This window comes from Actinomyces bovis, assembly GCF_900444995.1.
GTDB classification, from domain to species: domain Bacteria; phylum Actinomycetota; class Actinomycetes; order Actinomycetales; family Actinomycetaceae; genus Actinomyces; species Actinomyces bovis.
The window spans coordinates 128,041-153,071 of sequence record NZ_UAPQ01000001.1; the positions used below are offsets into that span (position 1 = coordinate 128,041).

Genomic DNA, 25,031 nt, shown 5'->3' on the forward strand with positions numbered 1-25,031 from the left:
CTAGAGGAGTTGCGGTTTCCGGTCAGCAACCAGCCTGAGGTCCCAGAAGCCCCTCAATCACCGGAAAGACTGACGTCAGATCTCCGAGGTGCATGGGCCGGTCCGGTGAAGGACGCGCTGAAAGCAGCTACCGTTCTGTTTCAAGCCATTCACACAGCCGAGACATCAATGCGCAGGTCCCGTAATCGGGCGCCGTTTTGTGCATTGAACACAACTGAAAGGTTTGCAGCATGGCAACAACCACAAGTACACCGGAGGCGATCGTCGACGCAGTCGGCGGCGCCTCCAACATCATTCACCTCACACACTGCGCCACCCGCCTGCGCTTCGAACTCAAAGACGCCTCCGTGGTGGACAAAGGCACCGTGGAGAAGATCCCCGGGGTCATGGGCGCAGTTCCCCAGTCAGGGGACCGCTACCAGATCGTCATTGGTGGGGCCGTACAGGGCATCTACACCCAGATCATGGAACTGCCCTCCATGAAGTCCGCAGGCAGCCTGTCAGACGCCGACGTCAAGGCCCAGGCCAGGGCCAAGGCGCGGGGCAAGAACGCCATCGTGGACGCCTTCTTCGAGTACCTATCTGACTCCTTCCGCCCACTTCTGCCAGTGCTGCTGGGAGCTTCCCTGATCATCGCCGCAGAGGCCATGCTCGACGCCTTAGGCCTCGTCGACTTCCGCGATGACGTCAAGAAGGGTGCCAGCTGGGTCTTCGTAGACTCAATGTGGCGCTCGGTCTTCTACTTCCTGCCCATCATGGTGGCCTACAACGCCTCCAAGAAGCTCAAGATCGACCCGTGGGTAGGCACCGCCATTATGGCGGCGATCATGACCCCGAACTTCATCAGCCTGAGTTCCACCGCCTACACCGAGACCGCCAAGGGCTCTGGCATGTTCCACAGCGCCCTGAAGTTCGCCGACCAGGTCACCTGCACCACCAACCAGACCCTGGGTACCGACTCCTGCGTCGCCCACATCTTCGGCCTGCCCATGCAGCTGCATGACTACGGCGGCCAGGTCTTCGTGCCGCTGCTGATGGTAGCCGTGCTGGCACCGGTCTACAAGCTCCTGCAGAAGCTCATCCCCACCAACTTGCAGATGGTCTTCGTACCGTTCTTGTCCTTCCTGATCATGATCCCGGTGACCGCCTTCGCGCTCGGTCCGATCGCGGTGTGGGCCGGTACTGGCATCGGTGCAGGATTGGCTTGGCTTAACACGAATGCGCCCATCGTCTTCGCAATCTTCATCCCGCTGCTCTACCCCTTCTTGGTTCCGCTGGGCCTGCACTGGCCGCTCAACGCCCTGATGCTGCTCAACATCAAGACCCTGGGCTACGACTTCATCCAGGGCCCCATGGGTACCTGGAACTTTGCCTGCTTTGGTGCCACCGCAGGTGTGCTGGTGCTAGCTATCCGCGACAAGGACAAGGAGATGCGTCAGACCGCCACCGGTGCTCTGGCAGCAGGTCTGCTGGGTGGTATTTCCGAGCCGAGCCTCTACGGTATCCACCTGCGTTACAAGCGCATTTACCCGCGCATGCTGGTTGGTTGTGCCGTCGGTGGTCTGATCGTCGGCATCTTCGGTGGTATCAAGGCTTCCACCTTCGTATTCACCTCCCTGCTGACCATCCCAGTGTTCTCCCCCATCAGCCTCTATGCTGTCGCGATCGCGGCAGCCTTCGCCACCTCGATGTTCCTCATCATCGTTTCGGACTACCGCACTAAGGAGGAGAGGGCGGAGGCTCTGGCCGCTGCCAAGGGCTACGTCGAGGCCGACCCGGCTGAGACCGCAGCCGATATGGCTCTGGCTGCCGCTCCTGTGGCTGCTGCCGCCAGTGCCAAGCCGGCCCTGGCTCCGGGCGCGGTCACAGAGATCGCTGCCCCGGTGCGCGGCACCGCTTTGCCGCTGGCCGAGGTAGAGGACCCGGTGTTCTCCACCGGTGTGGTTGGCGACGGCGCTGCCGTGGAGCCCAGCGGAGACATCCTCGTCACCGCCCCGGCTGACGGCACCGTAGTGGCCGCCATGGGTTCTGGCCACGCCTTTGGTCTGAACCTGGACTCCGGGGTGGAGTTGCTCATCCACGTGGGTCTGGACACTGTGAACCTTGAGGGCAAGGGCTTCAACATGATGGTCAAGCAAGGTGACCGGGTCACTGCTGGCCAGGAGCTCGTGCGCGTTGACCGCGCCGTCGTCGAGGCCGCTGGTTACAAGCTCACTACCCCGGTGATCGTCACCAACACTGTGGCTTTCTCCAAGGTGGAGCTGGTGGCTTCCGGCAGCATCACGCCCGGTGCGCCGCTGATCCGCGTTACTGCCTGAGCGCGGCATCTCACCCCAAACGGTGGTCGGCCCGTTCCCTCCAGCAGGGAACGGGCCGACCACCGTCATGGCACCGGTCAATGCACGCCTTCGTCCTCCACATCCACATAACCGGAACCAGCCCCATCGGCCGTAACGGTGGCGGCGTGATCGGGCACTTCTCGCTGCAGCGAACGGTCAGTGCGCTGGTAGCCATTGGTATCCGGGCGCTTGGGGAACTTCAATTCCTCACGCTGGATGTGCTGGTAAGGGATGGACTTGAGCAGATGATCGATCATATTGATGCGCGCCTTGCGCTTGTCCTCAGACTCCACCACGTTCCAGGGCGCCACATCGAGGTCGGTGTGCACGAACATCTCGTCCTTGGCGCGGGAGTAGTCCTCCCAGCGAGTGATGGACTCCAGGTCAGTTGGTGAGAGCTTCCAACGGCGCATGGGGTCCGTAACCCGGGACTTGAAGCGCTTGTACTGCTCTTTTTCAGAAACAGAGAACCAGTACTTGCGCAAGAGGATGCCGTCATCCACCAGCATCCGTTCAAAGACAGGGCACTGTTGCAAGAAGCGGCGGTGTTCCTCCGGGGTGCAGTAGCCCATAACGTGCTCGACTCCCCCGCGGTTGTACCAGGAGCGGTCAAACAGACAGATCTCACCTGCGGCAGGCAGATGTGGAATGTAGCGCTGGAAATACCACTGGCTGCGTTCTCGCTCGGTGGGCGCTGGCAGTGCCACCACCTTGGCGATGCGAGGGTTGAGGTACTCGGTGACGCGCTTAATGGCGCCGCCCTTACCTGCAGCGTCACGCCCTTCAAAGATAATGACGACGCGGGCTCCAGTACTTTTCACCCACTCCTGCATCTCCACAAGCTCCGCCTGCAGGCGCAGCAGTTCAGCCTCATAGAGGGCGCGGTCCATCTTGGGGTGTTTTTTGGCCATACCTGAGTGTCGCACTGATCACAGCCGCAGGTGTTGGATCGCCGCGTTTAGTTTCCCGCCGATCCGCAACACGCCCCAGCAAGTCCTAGGCTGGCAGGCGCAAAGCCCAAAAGGCGACGGCGGCAGCCGCAGCCACGTTTAGCGAATCAACTCCCCCAGCCATAGGGATCCGCACGACGGCGTCGGCAGCTGTGATGGTCTGGCGCGCCAACCCGTCCCCCTCCGTGCCCAGCACTACTGCCACCCGCGACTCCTCACCTGTGCAGGCCGGTGAGGCCACAAATTCATCCAGGCTCACCGAGTCCGCAGACAGCGCCAAAGCCGCCACGGTGAAACCAGCGGCGTGCAACTCATCCATAGCGGGCCACCGCTCAATTCGCGTCCACGGCACCTGGAAGACCGTGCCCATGGAAACCCGCACACTGCGCCGGTACAGCGGGTCCGCGCAGTGCGGGGTGACCAGCACGGCGTCGATGCCTAAGGCGGCCGCTGAGCGGAAGGCGGCGCCCACATTCGTGTGATCCACCAGATCCTCCAGGATCGCCACCCGCCGGGCGCCAGCCCCACCGCGCGCACCAGCCAAGACCTGGGCCACTGTAGGCAGCTCGGGCCGGTGCATAGCTGCCAATGCCCCCCGGTGCAGGTGGAAGCCTGTGATTTGTTCCAGCACCGGCTCAGGGGCCACCAGCACCGGCACCTCCCCGCCGTCGGCCCTCCCAGCGGTGCCCGGGGCGGCGGCGATCATCGGGCCAGACTCCTCCAGGTACCGCTCCGCCATAAGGAAGGATCGGGGCGCGTGCCCAGCCTCCACCGCCCGGGCAATCACTTTGGAGGACTCCGCCATATAAAGCCCCCGCTCAGTTTCCAAGCGCCGGCGCAAAGCCACATCGGTCAGGCGGGTGTAGTCCTCCAACAGTGCCGCAATACCTGGCTCCCCCAGGCTTTCCAAGCTAATGATCAAGACTGCCTCCTGCTTGCAGAGCTGCGCTTGCCCTGAGTCAACGCCAGGCCGCTATCCGACGCGGCGGGCTCCGCCTCATCCGCGGGCCCATTGAACTGGCTCTGGTAGAGCTCCCAGTAGGCGCCCCGCTTAGCGATTAGTTGCTCATGGCTGCCCTGCTCCACGATGTCACCATCCTCCATAACCAGGATGACGTCGGCGTCACGGATGGTGGACAGGCGGTGGGCGATCACAAAGCTGGTGCGTCCGTGACGCAAACCCACCATGGCCTGCTGCACCAGCAGCTCCGTGCGAGTGTCCACAGAACTGGTGGCTTCGTCCAGCACCAGAATCTGGCGGTCGGCTAAGAAAGCGCGGGCGATGGTGATTAACTGCTTCTCACCGGCTGAAACGCCAGCACCGGAGTCGTCGATCACCGTCTCATAGCCCTTGGGCAGAGCGGAAACCACATGGTCCACGCTGGCGGCCTTAGCCGCCGCCAGCACCTGCTCTGACCCCGCGCCGGGAGCCCCGAAGGCAATGTTTTCCGCGATGCTTCCCTCAAATAGCCAGGTGTCCTGCAAAACCATGCCGATCTGGCGGCGCAGCTCGTCGCGCGACACTCGGCGAGTGTCCACGCCGTCGATGAGAATCCGGCCTTCCTGTGGGTCGTAGAAACGCAACAGCAGGTTCACCAGGGTGGTCTTACCGGCCCCGGTGGGGCCCACAATGGCGACGGTTTGGCCCGGCTCCACCACTAGGTTTAGATCCTTAATCAGCTCAGTTTCTGGGCTGTAAGAGAAGCGCACATGGTCAAAGACGATCCGGCCTGCCACGCGCGGCGCTAGCTGCTCAGTGCTGCTAGGCAGCTCCTCTTCGGGCGCGTCCATGACCTCAAAGAGCCGCTCGGCACTTGCGGCGCCTGACTGGAGCAGGCTCGCCATGGAGGCCAACTGGGTGATGGGTTGGGTGAACTGCTGGGAGTACTGGATAAAGGCCTGAACATCCCCCAAGGTCATGGCGCCCTGGGTAATGCGCAGCCCACCAAATACCGCGATAACCACGAAGTTCAGGTTGGAGACCACGCGCATGGCTGGCTGGATGGTCCCTGAGATCCACTGCGCCTGGTAGGAGCCTTCGTAAAGACGCTGGTTGTCCTGGTCGAAGAGCTGGGCGAACTGCTTCTCGGAGGAGAACAGGGTAACCACCTCATGCCCGCTGAAGGCTTCCTCCACCACGCCACCGACGTCGCCGGTAGCTGCCCACTGCTCGGTGAAATGCGGCTGCGCACGCTTGGCGATCAGCACGGTGACAATAAAAGCTACGGGCACTGTGGCCAGGGAGACCAGGGACAGGCCAATGGAAACGGTCAGCATCATCGCCAGCACGCCCACCACCGTGATGACGGCGTTAACTGCTTGGGAGAGGGTCTGTTGGAGGGTCTGGGTGACGTTGTCGACGTCGTTGGTGACGCGCGAGAGCATGTCTCCTCGGCTGCCCTGGTCGATGTATGACAGCGGCACGCGAGTGAGCTTGTCTTCCACCTCAGCTCGCAGGCGCTTGCCGGTGCGCTGAATGACACCCGCCAGAATGCGTCCCTGAATCCATAAGAACACTGCTGAGACACCGTAAAGTGCCAGCACTTGGGCCAGCACCGTCAGCAGGGCGGGGGTGTCCATGCCCCGGCCCACCACGATGTCGTAGGCGGAGACCATGGAGGCGTACTCTCCCTGGCCTGCCGCCTCCAACAGCCGGGTCAGTTCTGCCCCACTGGTGCCCCTAGGCGCCCCCATTGCAGCCAGCCGGTTGGAGATGACGCCGGAGAAAATAATGTTGGTGGCGCGCGCCAGCACCTTGGGGGCGAGGACGCTAAGCACCACCGAGATGACGGTTAGGGCTACCACCACAGTGATGCGGACACGCTCGGGGGCGAGTTCCTTAAGCAGGCGCCGCCAGGTGCCTTTGAAGTCCTTGGCCTTCTCGTTGGGATTGTCATGACGCGGTCCGGGTCCGTGGCTCATGCCGCCTCCTCCGCGCTGATCTGGGACAGGACGATCTCCTGGTAGGTCTGGCAGCTCTCCATCAGTTCCTCGTGGGTGCCGGTGCCGACCACGCGGCCTTCCTCCAGCACGACGATTTGCTCTGCGCCCCGCACCGTAGCCACCCGCTGAGCAACCACCAGGATGGTGGCGCCGTCGGTTGCCGCGGGCAGGGCCGCGCGTAGGCGGGCGTCAGTGGCGTAGTCCAGAGCGGAGAAGGAATCGTCAAAGATGTAGACGCCCGCGGGCCGCACTAAAGCGCGAGCAATAGCCAGGCGTTGGCGCTGCCCACCGGAGAAGTTGACCCCGCCTTGGTCCACTTTGTGGTCCAAGCCCTCGTCAAGAGCCTGCACAAATCCACTGGCTTGCGCAGTCTCCAGGGCGTCCCAGAGTTCGGCGTCGCTGGCGTCAGATTTGCCGTGCTGGAGGGTGGAGCGGATGCTGCCGGAGAAGAGGTAGGCCTTCTGTGGCACGGTGGCCACAGCGCCGCGCAGTTCCGAGAGCTCAAGGTCGCGCACGTCTACGCCGTCGATGCTCACCTTGCCGCTGCTGACATCCAGCAGGCGCGGCAGGAGGTTGACCAGGGTGCTTTTGCCTGAGCCAGTAGAGCCGATAACCGCAGTGGTGGTGCCCGGTTTAAGGGTCAGGTTCACCTGGCTTAGGGCTGCCGCCTGAGCTCCAGGAAAGCGGAAAGTCACATCCTCAAAGCGCACTGTACGACCACGGTTGGCAGCTGCTAGCGGCGGTAGGTGGGTGGGGCTGGAGGAGACTTTGATAGCCGGGTCTACTTCCAGGACCTCTTGAATACGCTCGGCGGCCACCTGTGCGCGCGGCAGCATCGTAACGATCATGACGGCGATCATCACGGAGAAGAGGATCTGCATGATGTAGTTCAAGAAGGCCGTTAAGTCACCAACCTCCATGGCACCAGATTCGATCCTCTGTCCCCCAAACCACATGACTCCCAGGGAAGCCAGGTTCATGATGAGCATGACGGAAGGCATGAGCAGCGCAAACAAGTAGCCGATTGACAGGGAGGTTGCGGTCAGCTCCTCATTAGCTTGAGAGAAGACGGCGCGCCGATGGTCTTGGCGCACAAATGCGCGGATCACGCGCACACCTTGAATCTGTTCACGCATCACTAGGTTGATCCGGTCAATGCGCGACTGCATGGCCTTGAAATGTGGCAAGAGTCTGCGCATGAGCAGCCCCACGACCACCAGCAGCAGGGGGATCAGCACTAGCAGCAGCCCGGAGAGAGGCACATCCACCCGCAATGCCATAAAGGTGCCGCCCACCAGCATGATCGGGGCCATCAGCATCAGGGAGAAGACCATGAAGATGACCATCTGGATCTGCTGGACGTCATTGGTAGAGCGAGTAATCAGGGACGGTGCCCCGAAACGTGAGACTTCCTCCACGCTGAAGCGCTGCACCTGGTCAAACACGTCTTTGCGTAGGGCTCGTCCCATCCCCATGGAGGCGCGGGCCGCCAGGTAGGTACCGGCGATGGCGACCGCCCCTTGTAAGGCGGTGACCAACAGCATGAAGCCGCCGACGCGCCAGATTTGGGCCGAGTTTCCAGCTACCACGCCCTCGTTGATGATCTTGGCATTCAGGGTTGGCAGGGTCAGGGCGGCGGTGGTCTCCACGAGTTTTAGGAGCAGGACCGCTATAAGCGAGGCTCGGTATGGCCCCAGATACTGACGCAGTGTCTTTGCAAGCACCGGCTGATACTAGAACCGCGCCCCGGTTATTCGGGGCGCGGTTCGCTGTCAGCCTGGGCTGAGCTCAGTTCTGCGGTGGCACTGAGGGCGGCAGTGCCTGGGTGCTGGCCGAATGGTAGCCGCTCGGAGCAGTCTCGGCCTCATCGGAGGCAGCGTCGGCCTCATGGCGGGCCTGGGCCAGGGCTTCACTGGGGTTAGGCAGGCTCGTTTCCGCTAGGTCGGCGGGCATGGCCAGGCTGGCGGCGTCCATGCCTGAAAAGTCAACGCGCACATTCTCAGCCTCACCGGTGAAAGCTGCCGAACCGCCCGGGGCCTTGGCGCCGTTGCCGCCCAGGGCTCCGGCAATACCGTCGAGCGCGGCGGTGAACTCCGTGGGCACAATCCAAATCTTGGAAGACGAACCGTTGGCGATCTTGGGCAGGGTCTGCAAGTACTGGTAGGCCAGCAACTTGGGGTCGGCGTTGCCACGGTGAATGGCGTCGAAGACCGCGAGGATGGCTTTGGATTCACCTTGGGCTTTGAGGATGGAGGACTGGGCCTGGCCTTCTGCGCGCAAAATCGCAGACTGCTTGTCGCCCTCGGCGGTGAGGATCTGGGACTGCTTAACACCCTCAGCGGTCAGCACGGCAGCGCGCTTGTCACGCTCGGCGCGCATCTGCTGCTCCATGGCGCCCTGAATAGAGGCCGGCGGGTCGATCGACTTGAGTTCCACATTGCTGACGCGAATGCCCCAGCGACCGGTTGCCTGATCCAGCACGCCACGGAGTTGGCCGTTGATCTGGTCGCGGCTGGTCAGGGTTTCCTCCAGCTCCATGGAGCCGATGACGTTACGCAGCGTGGTGATAGTGAGCTGCTCAATGGCTTGCAAGTAGTTGGAAATCTCGTAGGTGGCGCGCTTGGGCTCAGTGACCTGGTAGTAGATGACTGAGTCGATGGAGACCACCAGGTTGTCGGAGGTGATCACTGGCTGTGGTGGGAAGGAGACCACCTGCTCGCGCAGGTCTACGGTGGCGCGTACGCGGTCCACGAAAGGCATGAGGATATGCATGCCGGCGCCGTACTCCGCCTGGAACTTGCCTAGGCGCTCCACGATGATCGCGTAACTCTGCGGCACGATCCGTACAGCGCGCAGCAGGGCGATAACCACGAACAGGACCAAGAGCACGAGGACGACCATGAAGATCATCTCGACCGGGATTGTGGACATCTGGCTGCCTTTCTAATTGATTCCCTGGCCTTTGGATCAGCTGCAGGCCAGAGAGGCCGTCTAAATCTGTGAGAATCAGCATCCCTGCGGAGCCTGAGCCCCAGCTAAATTGGGCATTTTGGGGGCGACCACCGCAGTGGCGCCTTCAATGGCAACTACCTGCATCTCGGAGCCAGGTGAGACCGAAGGCGTGCTGCCCACAGCAGCAGGTGCCAGCCGGGCACTCCACTCCGCACCGCTAATCTGCACGCGCCCGCCGCGCGCATCGACCGCAGTCAGAGCGGTGGCCGCACGCCCCACCAGTGCCTCAGCGTTGGTTTTCATATCGGGTGCGGTGGCCTGAATACGACGACGTGCCCAGGGCCGCACGGCGATCAGCAAAAGCGTAGCGATGACGACGGAGACGAGCACCTGCAACCAGAACGGCCCACCGAGCAAAGCCGTCAACGCGCCACCTAGTGCGCCACCGGCGAGCATCAGGAATGTGAAGTCGACGGTCAGGGTCTCTACCACCGCCAAGAGCAGCGCCCCACCAAGCCACAAAAGCCAAGCCATCAGGATCCTTCCTAACGGGCCCGTCGTCTTGACGCGCCAACAAGGCGATCCTACCAACCGCGCTGCGTCGCTGCTCTCCTACTCAAGGTGGAGTCCTGCCCGGATTTCCACCGATTCTTGCGAGTATCAGGCTAGGCGTGCCGAGAAGCGGCCCCGGTCTAAACGGACCTCCAAAGGCACCCCGAAGGTCTCAGACATAACGGCAGAGGTGACCACTTCACCCACCGGACCGGCAGCCACAGCTTTGCCCTCGCGCAGCGCCAGAGCGTGCGTGAAGCCGGTGGGAATCTCCTCTAGGTGATGGGTTACCAAGACGATGGTGGGAGCTCCCTTGCCGCCCAGGATCTCTGTAATTGCAGCCAGTAACTCTTCACGCCCCGCCACGTCCAGCCCAGAAGCCGGTTCATCAAGGACCAGCAGCTCCGGGTCAGGCATCAGTGCCCGGGCAATCTCAACCCGTTTGCGTTCACCTGAGGAAAGCTGGCTCCAGCGTCGGTCAGCCAGGTGGGAGATCCCCAAGGCTCCTAGCAGAGCCTCGGCGCGGTCCGTATCCAATGGTTCAAACTCCTGGCGCCATACGTCAATCGTGCCGTAGGAGGCCGAAAGCACTAGATCCACGACCTTGGACCCACCACTAACCTGGGCCGCTAGGGCTGAGGAAGCCATGCCGATACGTGGGCGCAACTCCCCCAGATCTACGCGTCCCAGGCGTTCCCCCAGAATGTCTACGGTGCCCGAGGAGGGGAACAAGCGGGCAGCCGCGATGCGCAAGATTGTGGTCTTGCCCACTCCATTGGGTCCTAGAACCACCCAGTGCTCCCCCTCGTCTACCTTCCAACTCACGTGGGACAGGATCTGCGTGTCTCCGCGGTACAGGCAGACATCGTCGAGTTTCAGAACGCTGATCATGAGCCCACCCTAGCGCGTTAGCACTAGCTGTACCCCCGCACCAGGACACTTGAAAACTGCACGGGCTAGAGCAGAACACTCTGTTGCACCGACCAGGCATCCCCTACTTCAGGAGCGTCCAAAGCAAGGCCAGGATATCCTCCTGAGGTACGAGATATATCCTCCTAAGGTCCAAGGCAACCCAGCTGCTCGTCTCACCCCAGGGATCCATGTACGTGAGCCAAGCAGGGGCTAGAATTTAAGCCGCAATATGTACTGCTCTCGAAGGAGGACAACACCGTGACCTCGACTGTCACCTCAACCCCGTCTCTTCTCTCACGACGACAGCTCATCACTGCCGCAAATGCGGCGGGCACCAGCCTCGTGGCGGTACTCGTCCTAGGAGCCTGTAGCGGGAAGGGTGAAAAGAGCACCTCGGCCTCGACGGCGACATCCCCGACAGCCTCCTCTACTGCTACGGACAACGACGACCAGAGCGTCGTCGACGGCTTAGCCGAGCAGGTACGCACGCACTGGCCCCACATGTCGCAGGTGTGGCCTGGAGCGGACTACACACGTCACAGCATTGTTCTACTCAAGGCGAACGAGCAGTTATCAGCACAGGCGGCATGGCTCATCACACCCGAATCGGTACGCACGATGGATTCCAAAGAGTACGCTGGAATCACCGTGCCCCCCAGCTACGATGAGCTAAAGCACGAGGGCCGTCCAGCAATCTCTTTGCTGCTCAACCCGTCGTTCGGCGGCGGAGAGATCGCCTCCGACATAGCGACCGACCAGAACGAGAACGGCCCTGCCGCTAGTGGCGTCGAAGCAAGGGTGCGCACCCTGTACCGGCTGGCTACTCACGAGTTGGTGCACTTCTACCATCAGAGCGAGGCCGTGCGCTCGGCCTCCTCTAACCGCGACACTGTATACCCCTTACAGTCCGAGCCTAGGGTGCTGCGCGCCCTCCTCCACGACAGACTTAACCTGGCGGTGACAGACCCTGCCAACCGCGACACTCACCTGTCCCACGCCCGTTCCTGGTACGACCAGTGGGTTAGCGGCTTCCGGGAGGAGGTCGACTCTATCCGCGAGTACGACGTGCGTGAGGGCACAGCTGTCTACATCGAGCGTCGTGGCGACTATGTGGGCTCCAAGCTTACCGGTGAGGAGTTGCACAAGGCGCAGGTGGCTGGCCTCCACACCAAGAGGAGCACCAGCGTAGACCAGGAATCGTATATGCTCGGCTTCGTCTCGGGCATCCTGCTTGACGAGTTGCGTCCCACATGGAAGGACGACTTCTACTCTACGGGCAAAGCGCCCGCAGAACTCCTCCTAGAGGGGGTGACCCCGGTGGCGGACGACACAGGCGGTAACGTACGCCAAGAGATCGAGAAACTCATTGCCGAGGAGGACGCGCGAGTAAAGCCAGCCATGGAGGAGGTCGACCGTGTAACGGCTAACACCTCCGTGCCCTACCTGCGCTACGAGGGTCGTCCTCAGGTTTCCTACGAGAATTCCTACACCTACAAGGGTCTAACAGTCCTGGTCAACACTATCCTCAACTTGCGCTCACAGGACGGGGAAGTGAGCGTAGTCGGCGCAACGACACTGCGTGGCGCTGACGCAACGACAGGCTACAACATACCTCTCGAGGCGGGGAAGTACACCTACGAGGACGGTGTGCTCAAGCTGACTGGCGAGACAGTATCCGGACGCACAAGTGCCCGTCGCACCACAGAGGACGGGCGGGAAGTGTTCCTCATGACGGTGACATCCTAACTTGCCCCCGGCGACTCATAGGGCGCACCGCACCACCACCAGTGCAGGAGCGACAGTCATAGTCAGCCTCGCGCAACGTTAGTAAGATCGCGGTCACCGCCGCAGTTGCGGGTTATCGGCGTGAACGTGGTGCTTTAGGTCGGCGTGTCGTGTGGTGCTAGCTGGTTCGTCCTGCCCAGCCTTTGCGTGCCCATAGGCCTTCTTCGGGTGTGGGGGTGGTGCCTGGTCCGGCGGGGTGGGTGTTGGGGTGGCTGGTTGTGGGCTTGGGTGTGCGGGTGCGTTGGGGGCGGTCCTGTGCGGTCCAGTGGGCTAGGAGGGCGGCTGGTGTGGCGGGGGCTTGGGTGTAGGTGTGCAGGGTCGACTCGGCGATGGCGGCCTGGTGGTCGGTGGTGGTGCCGCGGTGGTGGCGTAGCCGGTCGCGGACCTGGGCGTTGACGGACTCCACGGGGTTGGTGGTGCGTTCCAGCGGGTCGTGCAAGTCCTCCACCTGCCCGGCCGTAGGCACGTTCGGGCCGGGTACGGGCGGGGCCTGTGGTCTGGGTGCGGTGGTCGAGGCACGCCAGGCGGTGCACTTCCACCGCTGGGCGCCGGCGGCGGTACGGCCGGACTTCTTCATCGGGGTCTGGCAGATCGGTCACAGCCTGGCCCGCGGGAACCGTGTTCTCACGGCCTGCACATCTACTCGCGGACGTCAAGCACCACACCGAGTTAACCCACCAGACCACAATCACCCCGACCTTCCCCCACCACACCAACCAAAACCCCGATCTTAAGCACCACACTCACGCCGATAACTCGCAGTTGCCGTATCATGGTATCGTCGTCAACTAACTCTCCCTCGTCGTGCTTAAGAAAGCTGGCAACGACGAGGGCGATCTTTGTTGTGCGCCCCCACGCGGGGTTGGATGGAAGTGTCGAAGGGGCAACGCATCTGGACTCCTCAGCGCGGGTTGTCCAGTGCCCAACGGTAGACCTCCATAGTCTGCTGTGCGACGGCGGACCAGGAGAAGTGGTCTTCTACCCTGCGGCGGGCGGCAGCACCCATGCGCCGGGCTACGCCAGGGTTGATCACCAGGTCTGTCAGGCGCGCAGCAAGGTCCGCAGCGAACTGCTCCGGGTAGAGTGGAGTACCGGTGCCGTCCTGCAGCTGCTCTAGGGGCACGAGGTAGCCGGTCTCACCGTCGACGATAACATCTGGGATGCCGCCGGTAGCCGATCCGACAACGGGCAGACCCACGGCCATGGCCTCCAGGTTCACAATGCCCAGGGGCTCGTAGACAGATGGGCAGACGAAGACATCAGAGGCGGCCAGCACAGCGATCAGTTCGGGGCGCGACAGCATCTCCTCGATCCAGACCACACCCGTGCGCTTCTCACGCAGGCCGACCACCAGCCCCTCCACCTCAACCTTGATCTCCTGGGTGTCGGGGGCGCCGACACACAGAATCACCTGGACCTCAGCAGGTAATTGCTCCACGGCGCGCAGCAGGTGCGGCAGGCCTTTTTGCCGGGTTATGCGACCGACAAAGACGACGGTAGGACGGTCAGCGTCGATGCCTAAGCGAGCCATGGTGGCGGCAGCAGCAGCCTGTGTCTCCTCATCTTCGGGCCGGCTCCAGGAGGACAGGTCGATGCCGTTATGAACTACTTTCACGCGCTCCGGATCAACCTTGGGGTAGCAGCGCAGAATGTCAGCGCGCATGCCGTTGGATACCGCGATGATCCCGGTTGCGAACTCGTAGGCGGTGCGCTCAGCCCAGGAGGACAGGGCATAACCGCCTCCGAGCTGCTCAGCCTTCCAAGGACGCAGGGGCTCCAAAGAGTGGGCGGAGAGCACATGGGGCGCACCGTGCAACAGGGAGGCCAGGTGCCCGGCGAGGTTTGCGTACCAGGTGTGGGAGTGAACGATGTCCGCTCCCTCACAGCCCGCAGCGATTTCCAAGTCCACTCCGAAGGTACGCAGAGCAGCGTTGGCGCCCTCGAGCTCAGCCACCTCCGGGTAGCCGGTCACGCCCGGATCCGCGTTCTGGCGGGTCCCTCCGAAGGCGTGGACACGCACATCAGCCAGCGGCCGCAGCACCTTGGCCAACTCTTCGACGTGCACCCCGGCCCCACCGTAGATGAAGGGCGGGTACTCCTTGGTGAGCAGGTCGACCCTCATGGATGGCTCCTCACTGCGTGCGCGGCACGCCTCGCTGGGACTCAGCACGCGGGTGGTCTCAGGGAGCCCGCTAACTGGGCGGCACCCTTGCGCCGCCACCTCTGAAGGTATCTCAAGGGGCTCGCGCAGGTGAGCGTTTCATGCTGTTGCCGCTGGGGATCTGCGGATTGGTGAACTGCTCTCAAAGCCTTGGCCGTTTTGCCTACCTAGAGCAGCGGCAACACGTAGGGTGGGGCCATGGCTTCTCCACGTGTACTCGCAATCATCCTCGCGGGCGGTGAGGGCAAGCGGCTCATGCCCCTGACGGTTGACCGCGCCAAGCCCGCCGTGCCCTTCGGCGGCATCTACCGGCTGATCGACTTCTCCCTGTCAAATATGATCAACTCGGGCTTCTTCAAGGTAGTCGTGCTCACGCAGTACAAGTCGCACTCCCTGGACCGGCATATCTCCAAGACCTGGCGTATGTCAGACATGCTGGGCAACTACATCGCCCCGGTGCCCGCTCAGCAGCGCGTGGGCAAGCACTGGTTCCTGGGCAGCGCCGACGCGATCTTCCAGTCCCTGAACCTGCTCGACGACGAGCGACCGGAATACGTCGTCATCACCGGCGCGGACAACATCTACCGCATGGACTTCTCACAGATGCTGGACCAGCACATTGCCTCGAACCTGCCACTGACGGTCGCTGGTATCCGCCAACCGCGTTCCTTGGCAGACCAGTTCGGTGTCATTGAGACCGATCCTCAGGACCCCAAGCGCATCAAGGCCTTCGTGGAAAAGCCCAAGGAGACTCCGGGCCTGCCTGACTCCCCGGACGAGGTGCTGGCCTCAATGGGCAACTACATTATGAACGCTGACGCCCTCCTAGAGGCCGTCACGGTGGACTCCAAGGACGAGACCTCCAAACACGATATGGGCGGCAATATCGTGCCCTGGTTCGTGGACCGCGGTGAGGCTGGGGTCTACGACTTCAAGGACAACGAGATTCCGGGGGCCTCCGAGCGTGACCGCGACTACTGGCGTGACGTGGGTACCGTGGACGCCTTCTACGAGGCCCACCAAGACCTCATTAGCGTCAATCCTGTTTTCAACCTGTACAACAGTCACTGGCCGCTGTTCGCCGGGTACACCAATGCCATGCCGCCGGCCAAGTTCGTGTACGGGTACCACGAGCGTCTGGGGCACGCGATCGACTCGATTGTCTCCCCCGGTGTGATCGTCTCCGGTGGTGAAGTGATCTCCTCCGTTTTGTCCCCACAGGTGCGCGTCAACTCGTGGTCCTCGGTGCGTGAATCCGTGCTGATGGACGGCGTAATGGTGGGCCGCAACACTGTGGTCAACCGGGCGATCCTGGACAAGTACGTCCGCGTGGAAGAAGGCGCGATGGTGGGTATTGACCACGACCATGACCGGGAGCGGGGCTTCACCGTCACCGAATCTGGCATCACGGTTGTGGCCAAGGGCCAGACGGTTAACCGCTGAGGCTTCAGCAATCACGCCTTTGCGACCTCAGATCTGCTCGCCTGCTCTGCGTGGCGCGCGGTTAGGCTCAGCCCATGCACTATGAGCACACTGCACCACGCGTTTCTGGAGGCATTAGCGGCGGGCCGCTAGCGGTGGGGGGGCCGGGTCTGCTGGTGATGGACGTGGACTCCACGCTCATTGAGCAAGAGGTCATTGAGTTGCTCGCCGAGCGTGCCGGCACCCGCGCATTAGTGGCGGAGGTGACCGCTCGCGCCATGCGCGGCGAGTTGGACTTTGCGGCTTCTCTGCGTGAGCGTGTGGCCACCTTGCAGGGCGTAAGTGCAAGCGTTTTCCCGGAGGTGCTTGCGGAGGTAACTCCTACCTGTGGTGCGCAGGAGTTGATTGATGCTCTGCATGCGCGCGGCTGCGCCGTCGGGGTGGTCTCCGGGGGCTTTGCGGAGGTGGTGGTACCCCTGGCCAAGCGCATGCGCATCGACTATGTGGCTGCCAACCGCCTAGAGGTAGTGGCTGGGAAGCTGACTGGCCGAGTTCTGGGACGGATCGTGGACCGGGAGGAAAAGGTGCGTTGTCTGCGCGCCTGGGCCACTGAGCGGAAGGTGCCCCTGGAGCGGACTGTGGCCGTGGGCGATGGCGCCAACGACTTGGGCATGATCGCCGTGGCTGGCCTGGGCATTGCCTTCTGCGCTAAGCCTGTGGTGCGCCAGCAAGCTCCTGCCAGCGTGAACGTGCGCGATCTGCGCGCAGTGTTAGAGCTGGTCTAAGCGGCCTACTCTGAGTAAGCGGCTTATCCGCCACCGGGCTCAGCGGCGGGCGGTGAAGACCTCGCGAATGCGGGCTGAACGAGCAGCGAGCCCGGTCCAATCGCCCTCCACACTAATGACGACGGCGGTGGCGGTGGGCACACCAAAGGAGATTTCGGCGGCCTGGGCGTCATCGGCGTCGTGCAGGAGGCGGGCCAAGGAGGAGATCGTGGGTTCGTGCCCCACGACCACGATTGAGGCTGCTGTCTCCGGGACGGTGTTGATTAGGTCTAGCACGCCCGAGGGGCCGGTCTCATAGATTGCAGCTTCTACGCGGACCTCGCCGGGGCTCAGGCGGTTTATGAGTGGGCGGGCGGTCTGACTGGCGCGAGCGGCGGGCGAGACCAGCAGCAGGTCCACCGGCCCGACTCTATGAGCCAGCTCCTTGGCAAGCGCCTCAGCCATGTCCTTGCCCCGCTTGGTCAGAGGTCGCTCAATGTCACTTGGGGCATCGTGCGAGGCCTTGGAATGGCGCACAAGGACGAGGGTTCGTTGGCTCACGTGCTCACTTTACGGCAAGGAGGTCGAGCGTCACGATTCACCTGCTGGCAAGGGCTGCGCCACCGTCACAGCGCAGCACCTGACCAGTGGTGGCTGGCAGCGCTCCAGCCAACAGCATCAGGGCGGTGCGTGCGGCGGCTTCGGGCTGGGCCGGGTCCCATCCGATGGCGGCCCGCTCACTCCAGGCCTCAGCGAGCTGGCTGAATCCCGGAATGGCTTGGGCCGCAGGACTCTGCAGGGGGCCCAAGCTCAGAGCGTTGACCTGCACGCCGTCGGGACCAAGTTCCACCGCCAGTCCTCGAACAACAGCTTCTAGGGCGGCTTTTAAGGGTCCCATCCAGCCGTAACCGGGGTGCACGTGGCTGGTGTCAAAGGACAGGCTCAGCAGGCTGGCGCCGGGGTGCAGCAGGGGTTTAAGCGCGGCTGTAAGTGAGGACAGGCTGGTGACGGAGACGGTGAAGGCTCGTTCCAGGCTATTGCTTCGCTGCACCAGGTCGGTATCCAGCCCCTTAGGCAGGAGAGTGCCCAGGAGCCCGCTGTCAGCATGAGCGACGGCGTGCAGCACACCATCCAGGCGCTTAACTCCCAGCGCAGCCAGGTCATTGGCAAGCTTGGCACCACTGGCTGGGTCTGTGGCGTCCCACTGCAGGACCGGGGCGGTGACACCAAGGCGACGCGCCTGGGCCGCCGTTAGGGCCGCGGTTGCGGCAGGCGCCGTCAGAATCACGCGTGCGCCCTGGGCCAGAGCCTCCCGCGCCACGGCGGTGGCAACTGAGCTAGGGCGCAGGACACCAGTTACCAGGTAGCAATGCGAACTGCTGTTGCTGGAAGTGTTTAGGGGCTGCTTGACGGCGTCCTGTGGACTCATGCCCTTAGCGTCCCATGCCCAGGCCCCCGTCGACCGGCAGGACGGCACCGGTGATATAGGAAGCCTGGGGTGAAGCCAGGAAGACCACCGGGGCGGCTACTTCCTGGGGGGTGGCCATGCGACCAATGGGGGTGGCAGCCACATGCGCCTCACGCACCACGCTGGGCAGAGAGTTGGTCATATCCGTGGCCACGAAGCCCGGGGCCACGGCATTGACGGTGATTCCGCGTGGAGCTAGTTCACGGGCCAGGGAACGCACTAGGCCTTCGACTCCGGCTTTGGCCGCACCGTAGGCGACCTGTCCGACCCCGCCGCGCGAAGCCACCACAGAGGAGACCAGGATGATCCGGCCAGAGCGGGCGCGCATCATCTGTGGCAGAACAGCTCGAACGGTCCGGAATACGCCGGTGAGGTCGGTCTTCAGCATCGACTCCCAGGTGGCGTCCGAGGTGCGGGCGGCCAGAGAGTCACGGGCAATGCCGGCACATGCCACCAGCACCTCAATCGGCCCGTTCTCCGCCTCTGCCTTAGCGACGGCCTCGTCGATGGCAGCCTCATCTGTGACGTCAGCAGCTAGGCCCAGTGCGCCCTCCGGGGCCTCTCCGCTGCGAGATATCCCGACGACCTGCTCGCCAGCGTCCAGCATGGTCTGGGCCACTGCCCTCCCAATTCCCCGCGATGCGCCGGTGACTAGGACAGACCGGGGACGATCTTTAGGCTTGGGCGATTTAGGTGCAGCGCCTGCTGGTATTGCGGCTGCTGCCACGACTGGTGCCGCTGCAGCGGGCTCTGGCGCCGGGGTCTGGGTCGCGGGCACGGGCTCCTCCTCAACCGGCTCTGCTGCAGCCTCTTGGGGTTCTTCAGACGTGCTTGCGAGGTGTTCTATGGAGCTGTCAGTTTCCTCGTAAGCAACCTCCTGCACTGCCAAAACTGGTGTTTCCGGCTCCGCGGCTTCGCTTAGTTCTTCCAATTGGTCGTCTACAACACCAGCGTCCAAGTCTGGCTCTGGTACTGGGGCGGGCTCAGGTTCCAGCTCCGGCTCTGTTTCAGTTTCAAGCACTGCGGCGGGCTCAGGCTCCAGCTCCGGCGCCGCTTCAATCTCGGGCTCTTCCGCAGGCTCCATCTCGGCCTCCTCCTCATCCCTTAGTTCCTCACCAGGGATGAAGCCGTAGTCACTGCAGACTAGGCGCTTTACCTCAGGAGCGTGGTCAGCACCGCTCAGCTCAACAAGCGCAGCAGCCTCAGTTGCTGGCATCTCACCCAGCTCGACGGCGGCGTCGGCGGACTGCGCCTTCACAGGAGTGTCCTCAACCGCCCCAGCCACCTCAGCTTCAGTTGCGCGCTCATACTCCGGAGCTGCTTCGATCTCGGGTTCTTCCACAGGAGCAGGCTCCGATGCTTCTTCAAGCTCGCTCTCGGGCTCCGGCTGGTCCTCAGATTCAGGCTCAGGCTCGTCCTCAGCCTCCGCCTCTTCAGCGGATTCGCCTGACGGGGCTGATGGAGCTGACAGGGGGGAATCAACCAGTACCAGTGCCGCCCGGGCTGGGGGTTCCGCTTCAGCCAGAACCGTTGCTGGCTCACCCTGGTCAGTCAGGTCGCTCTGCTCATCCACCGCCGCATCATCCGGCGACTCAACTACCGGCTCTAGCTCGAAAGACGCCTCAGCTTGAAGGCTTGGCTCGGGCACAACCGTCTCCTGAGGCTCATCCTCCTCGACCGGCTCGTCTGCTGTAACCGCCCCAGCCTGGAAGACCCATTCCTCTGGATAGCCTGATACCTCCGGGCTGCCTACTGGCGAAGGCGCCACATGCCAGCCTCCCGCCGACCAGGAGGGCGCCTCCCCCAGCTTCTCCTCGGTCTCCGCCTGATAGGCGAGCACCTCCGGAGGTATCACCACTAATACGGGAATCGTGTCGCCACGCTCAGATTGCGCTTCCACCAAAGCTTCATCCAGGTCGTCCTCACCAAACAGACCTCCTGGGAAGCCCTCGCGCACTGCAGCCGCACGCGCCTGCTCATCTTCAGCGCTAGGCGGTGGAGGCGGTGCTGGCGGCAGTTTGCTGGCCGCGTCGGCAACGGCCTCGTCCTCCCGCGGCAGTGCCGGGGCTAGCTCTGCTTCCACCAGCTCAGCGGAGGAGCCTTCCTCCACCACAGCTGCATCCAAGCCCTCAATGCGGGTCACTTGATCCAGAGTGGTGTCGTCAGGGACCTCAGCGTCCTGCAGCGAATCGGACTCCAGCGGTGACTCAGGCCTCAGCGGTGCCCACACGAGTGCAGGCATCTCAACTGTCGGCTCGTCGGACAGCTCAGGGCTGCGCCCGGAGTGACGTACCGAGGCGCGGGCAGGGACGGCGTCAGGCAGGGACCAGGAAGGCATGGACGCAGCCTACGTGTCTCAAACCACTGATAGCTTCAATCCAGAGCAGAGAACTCCATCCGGGTCCATATGCCAGCATTTGCGGGTGCCAACTTCTCCAGCAAATCACGTATCAAGCGCTCCCCCACAAGCGCCTGAAGCGGCCCCACCATGCCTGTTTCCGCCATTGTGGATCGGACCGATCAAGGTCGGCACGCCGGTGGAACTGGCACCAATGGCGGGAGTAACCAATGCCTCATTCCGGCGCCTGTGCCGCGATTACGGCGAGGCCGCGCTACCGGCTGCACTACGGCCATCCCAGCCAGGTCCCCTTCAAGTTGGGACCGAGTTGAGTGCCCCGGCCGGAATCTACGTAACTGAGATGGTCACCACTCGCGCCCTAGTGGAAGGCAACGAAAAGACACTGGCGATGGTGCGCACGGACCCAGCAGAGCGGGTCCGCTCGATCCAGCTCTACGGGGTAGATCCAGGCATCGCGGCCAAGGCCGTCCGCATCCTGATTGAACAGGATATGGCTGATCACATTGACCTGAACTTCGGCTGCCCGGCCCCCAAAGTTACTCGCAAAGGTGGAGGTGCCGCCCTACCTTGGAAGCGGGACCTTATGGCAGCGATCCTACGGGAGACCGTAAACGCAGCAGAAACCGCTTGTGCTGCCGTCCAGCGTCCAGTCCCGGTGCCAGTTACGGTCAAGACGCGGCTAGGCATTGATGAGGACCACCAGACTTATCTAGACGTCGCTCGGGCCGCAGAGAACGCTGGTATCTCAGCGATTGCCCTGCATGGGCGCACCGCTAAGCAGCACTATGCAGGCAATGCAGACTGGCAGGCTATCGCTCGACTTAAGGATTCCACTCGTCTACCGGTGCTGGGCAATGGCGATATCTGGACCGGCAGTGATGCCTTGCGCATGATGGAGCAGACCGGTGCCGACGGCGTCGTAATTGGGCGCGGTTGCCAAGGACGCCCTTGGCTTTTCGCGGATATCGTCTCTGCCTTCCACGGCTCAGCGCAGCGCACTCACCCGGATTTAGACCAGGTAATCGCAGTGATTGCAGCGCATGGCCGGCTCCTGGCTGCAGAACTGGGTGAAAGCCGGGGCGTGCGGGACCTACGCAAACACATCGGCTGGTACCTCAAGGGCTACCCGGTGAGTGGCCGGGCTCGGGACGAGCTCATGCATGTTGATAGCCTGGAGGGCCTGCACTGCGCGCTGACTTCTATGCGCGCCAGACTGCCCGAACAGGTGCCCTATCCCGGTGAGCGGGTGGAAGGACCGCGTGGACGCGCAGGCAGCCCTAAGCGGACGCATCTGCCCGACGGCTGGCTGGACTCCCCTGTGCTCAGCGCGGAACAGCGGGTGCTGTTGCTCGACGCTGAATCAGACGTCTCTGGGGGCTGAGTTATTGCCGACGGCGGGCGCCAGCTCGTTCTCGTCCCAGAGTTCTTCATCGTCCTCATAATCGACCGGTGTGGTGCGGCAAAGCATGGCGGCAATCGCCGTCGTCGCTGGGATCGCCAGCACTAGGCCGATTGAGGAGACGAGAGTGCGCACAATCTCCTCCGCGATCTCACCAGACATCATGGTGTCCACCACGGCCCGGTCAATGACGGCAGCAGCCAGGATCAGGGGCAGGGCGGTGCCGGCATAGGCGAAAGCCAGGGTGTAGACGGTGGAGGCGATGTGGTCGCGACCAATGCGCATGCCGCCAGCAAAGAGCCGTCCCCAACCCAAGGCTGGGTTGGCTGCGTGCAGCTCCCATACTGAGGAGGCTTGGGTGATGGTGACGTCGTTAAGCACTCCCAGGCCTGCTACCACCATGCCGCAGGTCAGCAGGGCGCGCAGGTCTAGTCCCTTGACCAAGCTGTTCAAAACCAGTGCGGACTCTTCATTCGCACCGGTCAGGTTCGCAGCTTCCACCCCCCACAGTGCCAGCAGCACGGTGACTGCGACCCCTACGAGGGTGCCCAGCAGCGCCGTCGTAGTGCGCACGGAGATGCCATGGGCCACGTAGACGGCCAGAAGCATCATGGCGCTGGAGCCCACCAGGGTCACGGCTAAGGGTGAATGTGCTGCCAAGAGAGCAGGAATCATGAAGCCAACCAGCACCCCGGAGGACAGCAGCAGTCCCAAGACTGATGCAGCCCCCTTTCGGCCCGCCACTGCAACCACCAGCAGTAGGTAGACAATCGCCAGCGCCAGCACCGGCGTCTGCCGGTCATAGTCAATAAACACGTACGGAGTGCCGGAAGCCAGTGCGGCTGGCGAGTAAGCAACGCGCAGCGGGGCCCCCACCTTCGCGGCCCCGCGGGACTCAGCGGGGATATGGACTGGCATATTCAGGCCTTTGAAATCGCCTGAGTCAATCTGCGCGCAGACGGCGTCTGCCAGCAGGGCCTCATTGACGACGGCGCCTAGCTGCGCCACGGATTGCTTGCAGTCGTTTACCTGCAAGGAGGTGATGGTGGCAGTGGCGAGCGAGGAATCTTTGCCCACGAATGGCTGGGAGCCGATCAGCGAGCGACTGCCTGGCCACAGCACTGCCAAGCCGAGGAGGGTGGCCAGGATCAACGGAACCACGATGGCAGCCAAGATGATGCGCACGCGCCGCCGCTCGGTGGGGCCAAGCTTCAGCGGAGCTGAGTGGGAGTGTGAATGCCCTCCGTGCTCCCAGTGCTCGTCCGCAGCGAGGACCGCATGCTCGGCGGCCCCTTGAAGGTCACGCCTGCTGCGCCTGGTGGGGGCTGACTCATCGTGCTGTGGTGGTTCCGCTGGGGTGCTCACGGCTTCATCATGCCCGGGTGCCCCACCGATTTTCGACGGTGGGGCACCCGGTGTCGCGTATTTGCGCAGTCAGCGGACCGCGCTCACGCTGGCAAGGCAATATTCGTGCGCGCTCAGAGCGAGTGCTTCACTAGGCCGGGTCCGTTTGCCTAGCTTTGCCAGCAACTGCAAGTCAGCAGCCGATTAGCCGCTCCGCAAGGTAGCGCTCCACATGCTCCAGCGGGATGCGCTCCTGGGCCATGGTGTCGCGTTCACGCACGGTCACGGCCCCATCTTCCGGCGACTCAAAGTCGTAGGTGATGCACAGGGGGGTGCCGATCTCGTCCTGACGGCGGTAACGGCGGCCGACGGCGCCGGCGTCGTCGTAATCCACGTTCCAGTTGCGGCGTAGGCGGGCAGCCAACTCCTTGGCTGGGCCAGTCAGCTCTTCCTTGCGGCTCAGCGGTAGGACGGCGGCCTTAACGGGAGCTAGGCGCGGGTCCAGTTTGAGCAGCACGCGGGTGTCAGTTCCGCCCTTGGTGTTGGGGGCTTCATCCTCGGTGTAGGCCTCAACCAGGAAGGCCATGAGAGAGCGGGTGAGGCCAGCGGAAGGCTCAATTACGTAGGGCACCCAGCGTTCGTTCTTGGTCTGGTCGAAGTAGGACAGGTCCTTGCCGGAGTGTTCTGCGTGCGTTGACAGGTCAAAGTCAGTCCGGTTGGCAATACCCTCAAGCTCACCCCACTCCGAGCCCTGGAAGCCGAAGCGGTACTCCAGGTCCACGGTGCGCTTGGAGTAGTGGGAGAGCTTCTCCTGCGGGTGCTCGTACATGCGGAGGTTTTCCTCTGCGATTCCGAGCCCTACGTACCAGGCCTTGCGGTAGTCGATCCAGTACTGGTGCCATTCCTCGTCCGTGCCCGGCTCGCAGAAGAACTCCAGCTCCATCTGTTCGAACTCCCGGGTGCGGAAAATGAAGTTTCCGGGAGTGATCTCGTTGCGGAAGGATTTGCCCACCTGGCCGATGCCGAAGGGCGGCTTCTTGCGGGCAGCACTCATCACATTAGCGAAGTTCACGAAGATGCCCTGGGCGGTCTCGGGGCGCAGGTAGTGCAGGCCGGCCTCGTCGTCAACGGGCCCCAGGTAGGTCTTGAGCAGGCCGGAGAACTCGCGGGGCTCGGTCCAAGAACCGGGCTGACCGGTAACCGGGTCAGGGACATCAGCGAGTTTGACAGTCTCTGGGTCCAGGCCCTTGCGCGCGGCGTACTCCTCAATGAGCTGGTCGGCGCGGTAGCGCTTGTGGGTGTGCAGGGACTCCACCAGCGGGTCGGTGAAGGCGCCGACGTGCCCAGAGGCCACCCAGACCTCACGCGGCAGGATGACGGAGGAGTCCAGGCCTACGACGTCGTCGCGGGAGCGGACCATGTGCTGCCACCACTGCTTCTTGATGTTCTCCTTGAGCTCGACGCCCAGGGGCCCGTAGTCCCAGGCAGAGCGGGTACCGCCGTAGATCTCCCCGCAGGGGAAGACGAAGCCGCGCCGCTTGGCGAGATTGATGACGCTGTCGAGCTTGGAGGGGGTCTGTGCCACCGTGATTCTCCTGTTTTAGTCGTTGTCCACACCTGGTTGGCGGGAACGAGTGGCCTCAGCATAGGAGGCCTAAGCTCGCAGCCGAAAACCGCCCGA

Annotated in this window: 19 protein-coding genes; 5 read left to right on the forward strand and 14 right to left on the reverse strand. The window is 63.0% G+C overall.

Annotated elements, in window-relative coordinates; genetic code table 11:
- Window positions 1-230 precede the first annotated feature (230 nt).
- Entirely contained in the window at window positions 231-2,318 is a 2,088-nt protein-coding gene (locus tag DR039_RS00560) for a glucose PTS transporter subunit IIA (protein ID WP_111835470.1), read from the forward strand.
- 77 nt (window positions 2,319-2,395) lie between these two features.
- Here the strand turns inward: DR039_RS00560 and ppk2 are convergent, their stop codons facing one another.
- From ppk2 to DR039_RS00595, 7 genes are all read right to left on the reverse strand, one after another.
- A complete protein-coding gene (gene ppk2 / locus DR039_RS00565) occupies window positions 2,396-3,229 on the reverse strand; it encodes a polyphosphate kinase 2 (RefSeq protein ID WP_111835971.1) in 834 nt (277 codons plus the stop codon).
- Between the two features lie 106 nt (window positions 3,230-3,335).
- Window positions 3,336-4,211 carry a TrmH family RNA methyltransferase gene (locus tag DR039_RS00570; RefSeq protein ID WP_172458335.1) on the reverse strand — a complete coding sequence of 292 codons (876 nt, stop codon included), beginning with the start codon at window positions 4,209-4,211 and terminating at the stop codon, window positions 3,336-3,338.
- Complete coding sequence (locus DR039_RS00575; protein ID WP_111835471.1) at window positions 4,208-6,211, reverse strand: ABC transporter ATP-binding protein; 2,004 nt, start codon at window positions 6,209-6,211, stop codon at window positions 4,208-4,210. The genes DR039_RS00570 and DR039_RS00575 overlap by 4 nt, the downstream gene beginning before the upstream one ends.
- A complete protein-coding gene (locus DR039_RS00580; protein WP_111835472.1) occupies window positions 6,208-7,956 on the reverse strand; it encodes an ABC transporter ATP-binding protein in 1,749 nt (582 codons plus the stop codon). The genes DR039_RS00575 and DR039_RS00580 overlap by 4 nt, the downstream gene beginning before the upstream one ends.
- A gap of 64 nt (window positions 7,957-8,020) precedes the next feature.
- Window positions 8,021-9,163 (reverse strand): SPFH domain-containing protein, encoded by a 1,143-nt coding sequence (locus DR039_RS00585; RefSeq protein WP_407641255.1) that lies wholly within the window; start codon window positions 9,161-9,163, stop codon window positions 8,021-8,023.
- A 75-nt stretch (window positions 9,164-9,238) separates the two neighbouring features.
- Window positions 9,239-9,718 (reverse strand): NfeD family protein, encoded by a 480-nt coding sequence (locus DR039_RS00590; RefSeq protein ID WP_111835473.1) that lies wholly within the window; start codon window positions 9,716-9,718, stop codon window positions 9,239-9,241.
- Between the two features lie 126 nt (window positions 9,719-9,844).
- Window positions 9,845-10,627 carry an ABC transporter ATP-binding protein gene (locus tag DR039_RS00595; RefSeq protein ID WP_111835474.1) on the reverse strand — a complete coding sequence of 261 codons (783 nt, stop codon included), beginning with the start codon at window positions 10,625-10,627 and terminating at the stop codon, window positions 9,845-9,847.
- Between the two features lie 639 nt (window positions 10,628-11,266).
- On the opposite strand from DR039_RS00595, the gene DR039_RS00600 reads away from it, so the two are divergent.
- A complete protein-coding gene (locus tag DR039_RS00600; protein ID WP_111835475.1) occupies window positions 11,267-12,394 on the forward strand; it encodes a hypothetical protein in 1,128 nt (375 codons plus the stop codon).
- Window positions 12,395-12,551: 157 nt separating this feature from the next.
- Here the strand turns inward: DR039_RS00600 and DR039_RS11170 are convergent, their stop codons facing one another.
- Together DR039_RS11170 and glgA are read right to left on the reverse strand one after the other, a co-directional pair.
- Window positions 12,552-13,010, reverse strand: coding sequence for a hypothetical protein (locus tag DR039_RS11170; protein WP_170166889.1), 459 nt, complete (start codon window positions 13,008-13,010; stop codon window positions 12,552-12,554).
- A 324-nt stretch (window positions 13,011-13,334) separates the two neighbouring features.
- A complete protein-coding gene (gene glgA / locus DR039_RS00610; RefSeq protein WP_111835477.1) occupies window positions 13,335-14,555 on the reverse strand; it encodes a glycogen synthase in 1,221 nt (406 codons plus the stop codon).
- A gap of 237 nt (window positions 14,556-14,792) precedes the next feature.
- Between glgA and glgC the strand changes: the two genes are divergently transcribed.
- The gene (gene glgC / locus DR039_RS00615) at window positions 14,793-16,037 is read left to right on the forward strand and encodes a glucose-1-phosphate adenylyltransferase (RefSeq protein WP_111835478.1); all 1,245 of its coding nucleotides are present in this window, start codon (window positions 14,793-14,795) and stop codon (window positions 16,035-16,037) included.
- A gap of 74 nt (window positions 16,038-16,111) precedes the next feature.
- Window positions 16,112-16,801 (forward strand): phosphoserine phosphatase SerB, encoded by a 690-nt coding sequence (serB, locus tag DR039_RS00620; protein ID WP_111835479.1) that lies wholly within the window; start codon window positions 16,112-16,114, stop codon window positions 16,799-16,801.
- A gap of 39 nt (window positions 16,802-16,840) precedes the next feature.
- Here the strand turns inward: serB and DR039_RS00625 are convergent, their stop codons facing one another.
- From DR039_RS00625 to fabG, 3 genes are all read right to left on the reverse strand, one after another.
- Entirely contained in the window at window positions 16,841-17,317 is a 477-nt protein-coding gene (locus tag DR039_RS00625) for a SixA phosphatase family protein (protein ID WP_229116718.1), read from the reverse strand.
- Between the two features lie 61 nt (window positions 17,318-17,378).
- Window positions 17,379-18,209 carry an SDR family oxidoreductase gene (locus DR039_RS00630; protein WP_111835481.1) on the reverse strand — a complete coding sequence of 277 codons (831 nt, stop codon included), beginning with the start codon at window positions 18,207-18,209 and terminating at the stop codon, window positions 17,379-17,381.
- A 4-nt stretch (window positions 18,210-18,213) separates the two neighbouring features.
- Entirely contained in the window at window positions 18,214-20,586 is a 2,373-nt protein-coding gene (fabG, locus tag DR039_RS11840) for a 3-oxoacyl-ACP reductase FabG (protein ID WP_456318602.1), read from the reverse strand.
- Window positions 20,587-20,740: 154 nt separating this feature from the next.
- Here fabG and dusB point away from each other — a divergent pair, with 154 nt between their 5' ends.
- On the forward strand, window positions 20,741-21,988 hold the full coding sequence (gene dusB / locus DR039_RS00640) for a tRNA dihydrouridine synthase DusB (protein ID WP_267489819.1): 1,248 nt from the start codon (window positions 20,741-20,743) through the stop codon (window positions 21,986-21,988).
- Here dusB and DR039_RS00645 read toward each other — a convergent pair.
- Together DR039_RS00645 and DR039_RS00650 are read right to left on the reverse strand one after the other, a co-directional pair.
- Window positions 21,968-23,371: a YibE/F family protein gene (locus tag DR039_RS00645; RefSeq protein ID WP_170166890.1), complete on the reverse strand. Its 1,404-nt coding sequence runs from the start codon at window positions 23,369-23,371 to the stop codon at window positions 21,968-21,970. The two genes, dusB and DR039_RS00645, sit on opposite strands and share 21 nt — an antisense overlap.
- A gap of 172 nt (window positions 23,372-23,543) precedes the next feature.
- Window positions 23,544-24,935, reverse strand: coding sequence for a glycine--tRNA ligase (locus DR039_RS00650; protein WP_111835483.1), 1,392 nt, complete (start codon window positions 24,933-24,935; stop codon window positions 23,544-23,546).
- Window positions 24,936-25,031 lie beyond the last annotated feature (96 nt).

Coding starts and splice junctions, on each gene's coding strand:
- DR039_RS00560 (WP_111835470.1), top strand. CDS start 231: ATGGCAACAACCACAAGTACACCGGAGGCGATCGTCGACGCAGTCGGC.
- ppk2 (WP_111835971.1), bottom strand. CDS start 3,229: ATGGACCGCGCCCTCTATGAGGCTGAACTGCTGCGCCTGCAGGCGGAG.
- DR039_RS00575 (WP_111835471.1), bottom strand. CDS start 6,211: ATGAGCCACGGACCCGGACCGCGTCATGACAATCCCAACGAGAAGGCC.
- DR039_RS00585 (WP_407641255.1), bottom strand. CDS start 9,163: ATGTCCACAATCCCGGTCGAGATGATCTTCATGGTCGTCCTCGTGCTC.
- DR039_RS00590 (WP_111835473.1), bottom strand. CDS start 9,718: ATGGCTTGGCTTTTGTGGCTTGGTGGGGCGCTGCTCTTGGCGGTGGTA.
- DR039_RS00595 (WP_111835474.1), bottom strand. CDS start 10,627: ATGATCAGCGTTCTGAAACTCGACGATGTCTGCCTGTACCGCGGAGAC.
- DR039_RS00600 (WP_111835475.1), top strand. CDS start 11,267: ATGGATTCCAAAGAGTACGCTGGAATCACCGTGCCCCCCAGCTACGAT.
- DR039_RS11170 (WP_170166889.1), bottom strand. CDS start 13,010: ATGAAGAAGTCCGGCCGTACCGCCGCCGGCGCCCAGCGGTGGAAGTGC.
- glgA (WP_111835477.1), bottom strand. CDS start 14,555: ATGAGGGTCGACCTGCTCACCAAGGAGTACCCGCCCTTCATCTACGGT.
- glgC (WP_111835478.1), top strand. CDS start 14,793: ATGGCTTCTCCACGTGTACTCGCAATCATCCTCGCGGGCGGTGAGGGC.
- serB (WP_111835479.1), top strand. CDS start 16,112: ATGCACTATGAGCACACTGCACCACGCGTTTCTGGAGGCATTAGCGGC.
- DR039_RS00630 (WP_111835481.1), bottom strand. CDS start 18,209: ATGAGTCCACAGGACGCCGTCAAGCAGCCCCTAAACACTTCCAGCAAC.
- fabG (WP_456318602.1), bottom strand. CDS start 20,586: ATGCCTTCCTGGTCCCTGCCTGACGCCGTCCCTGCCCGCGCCTCGGTA.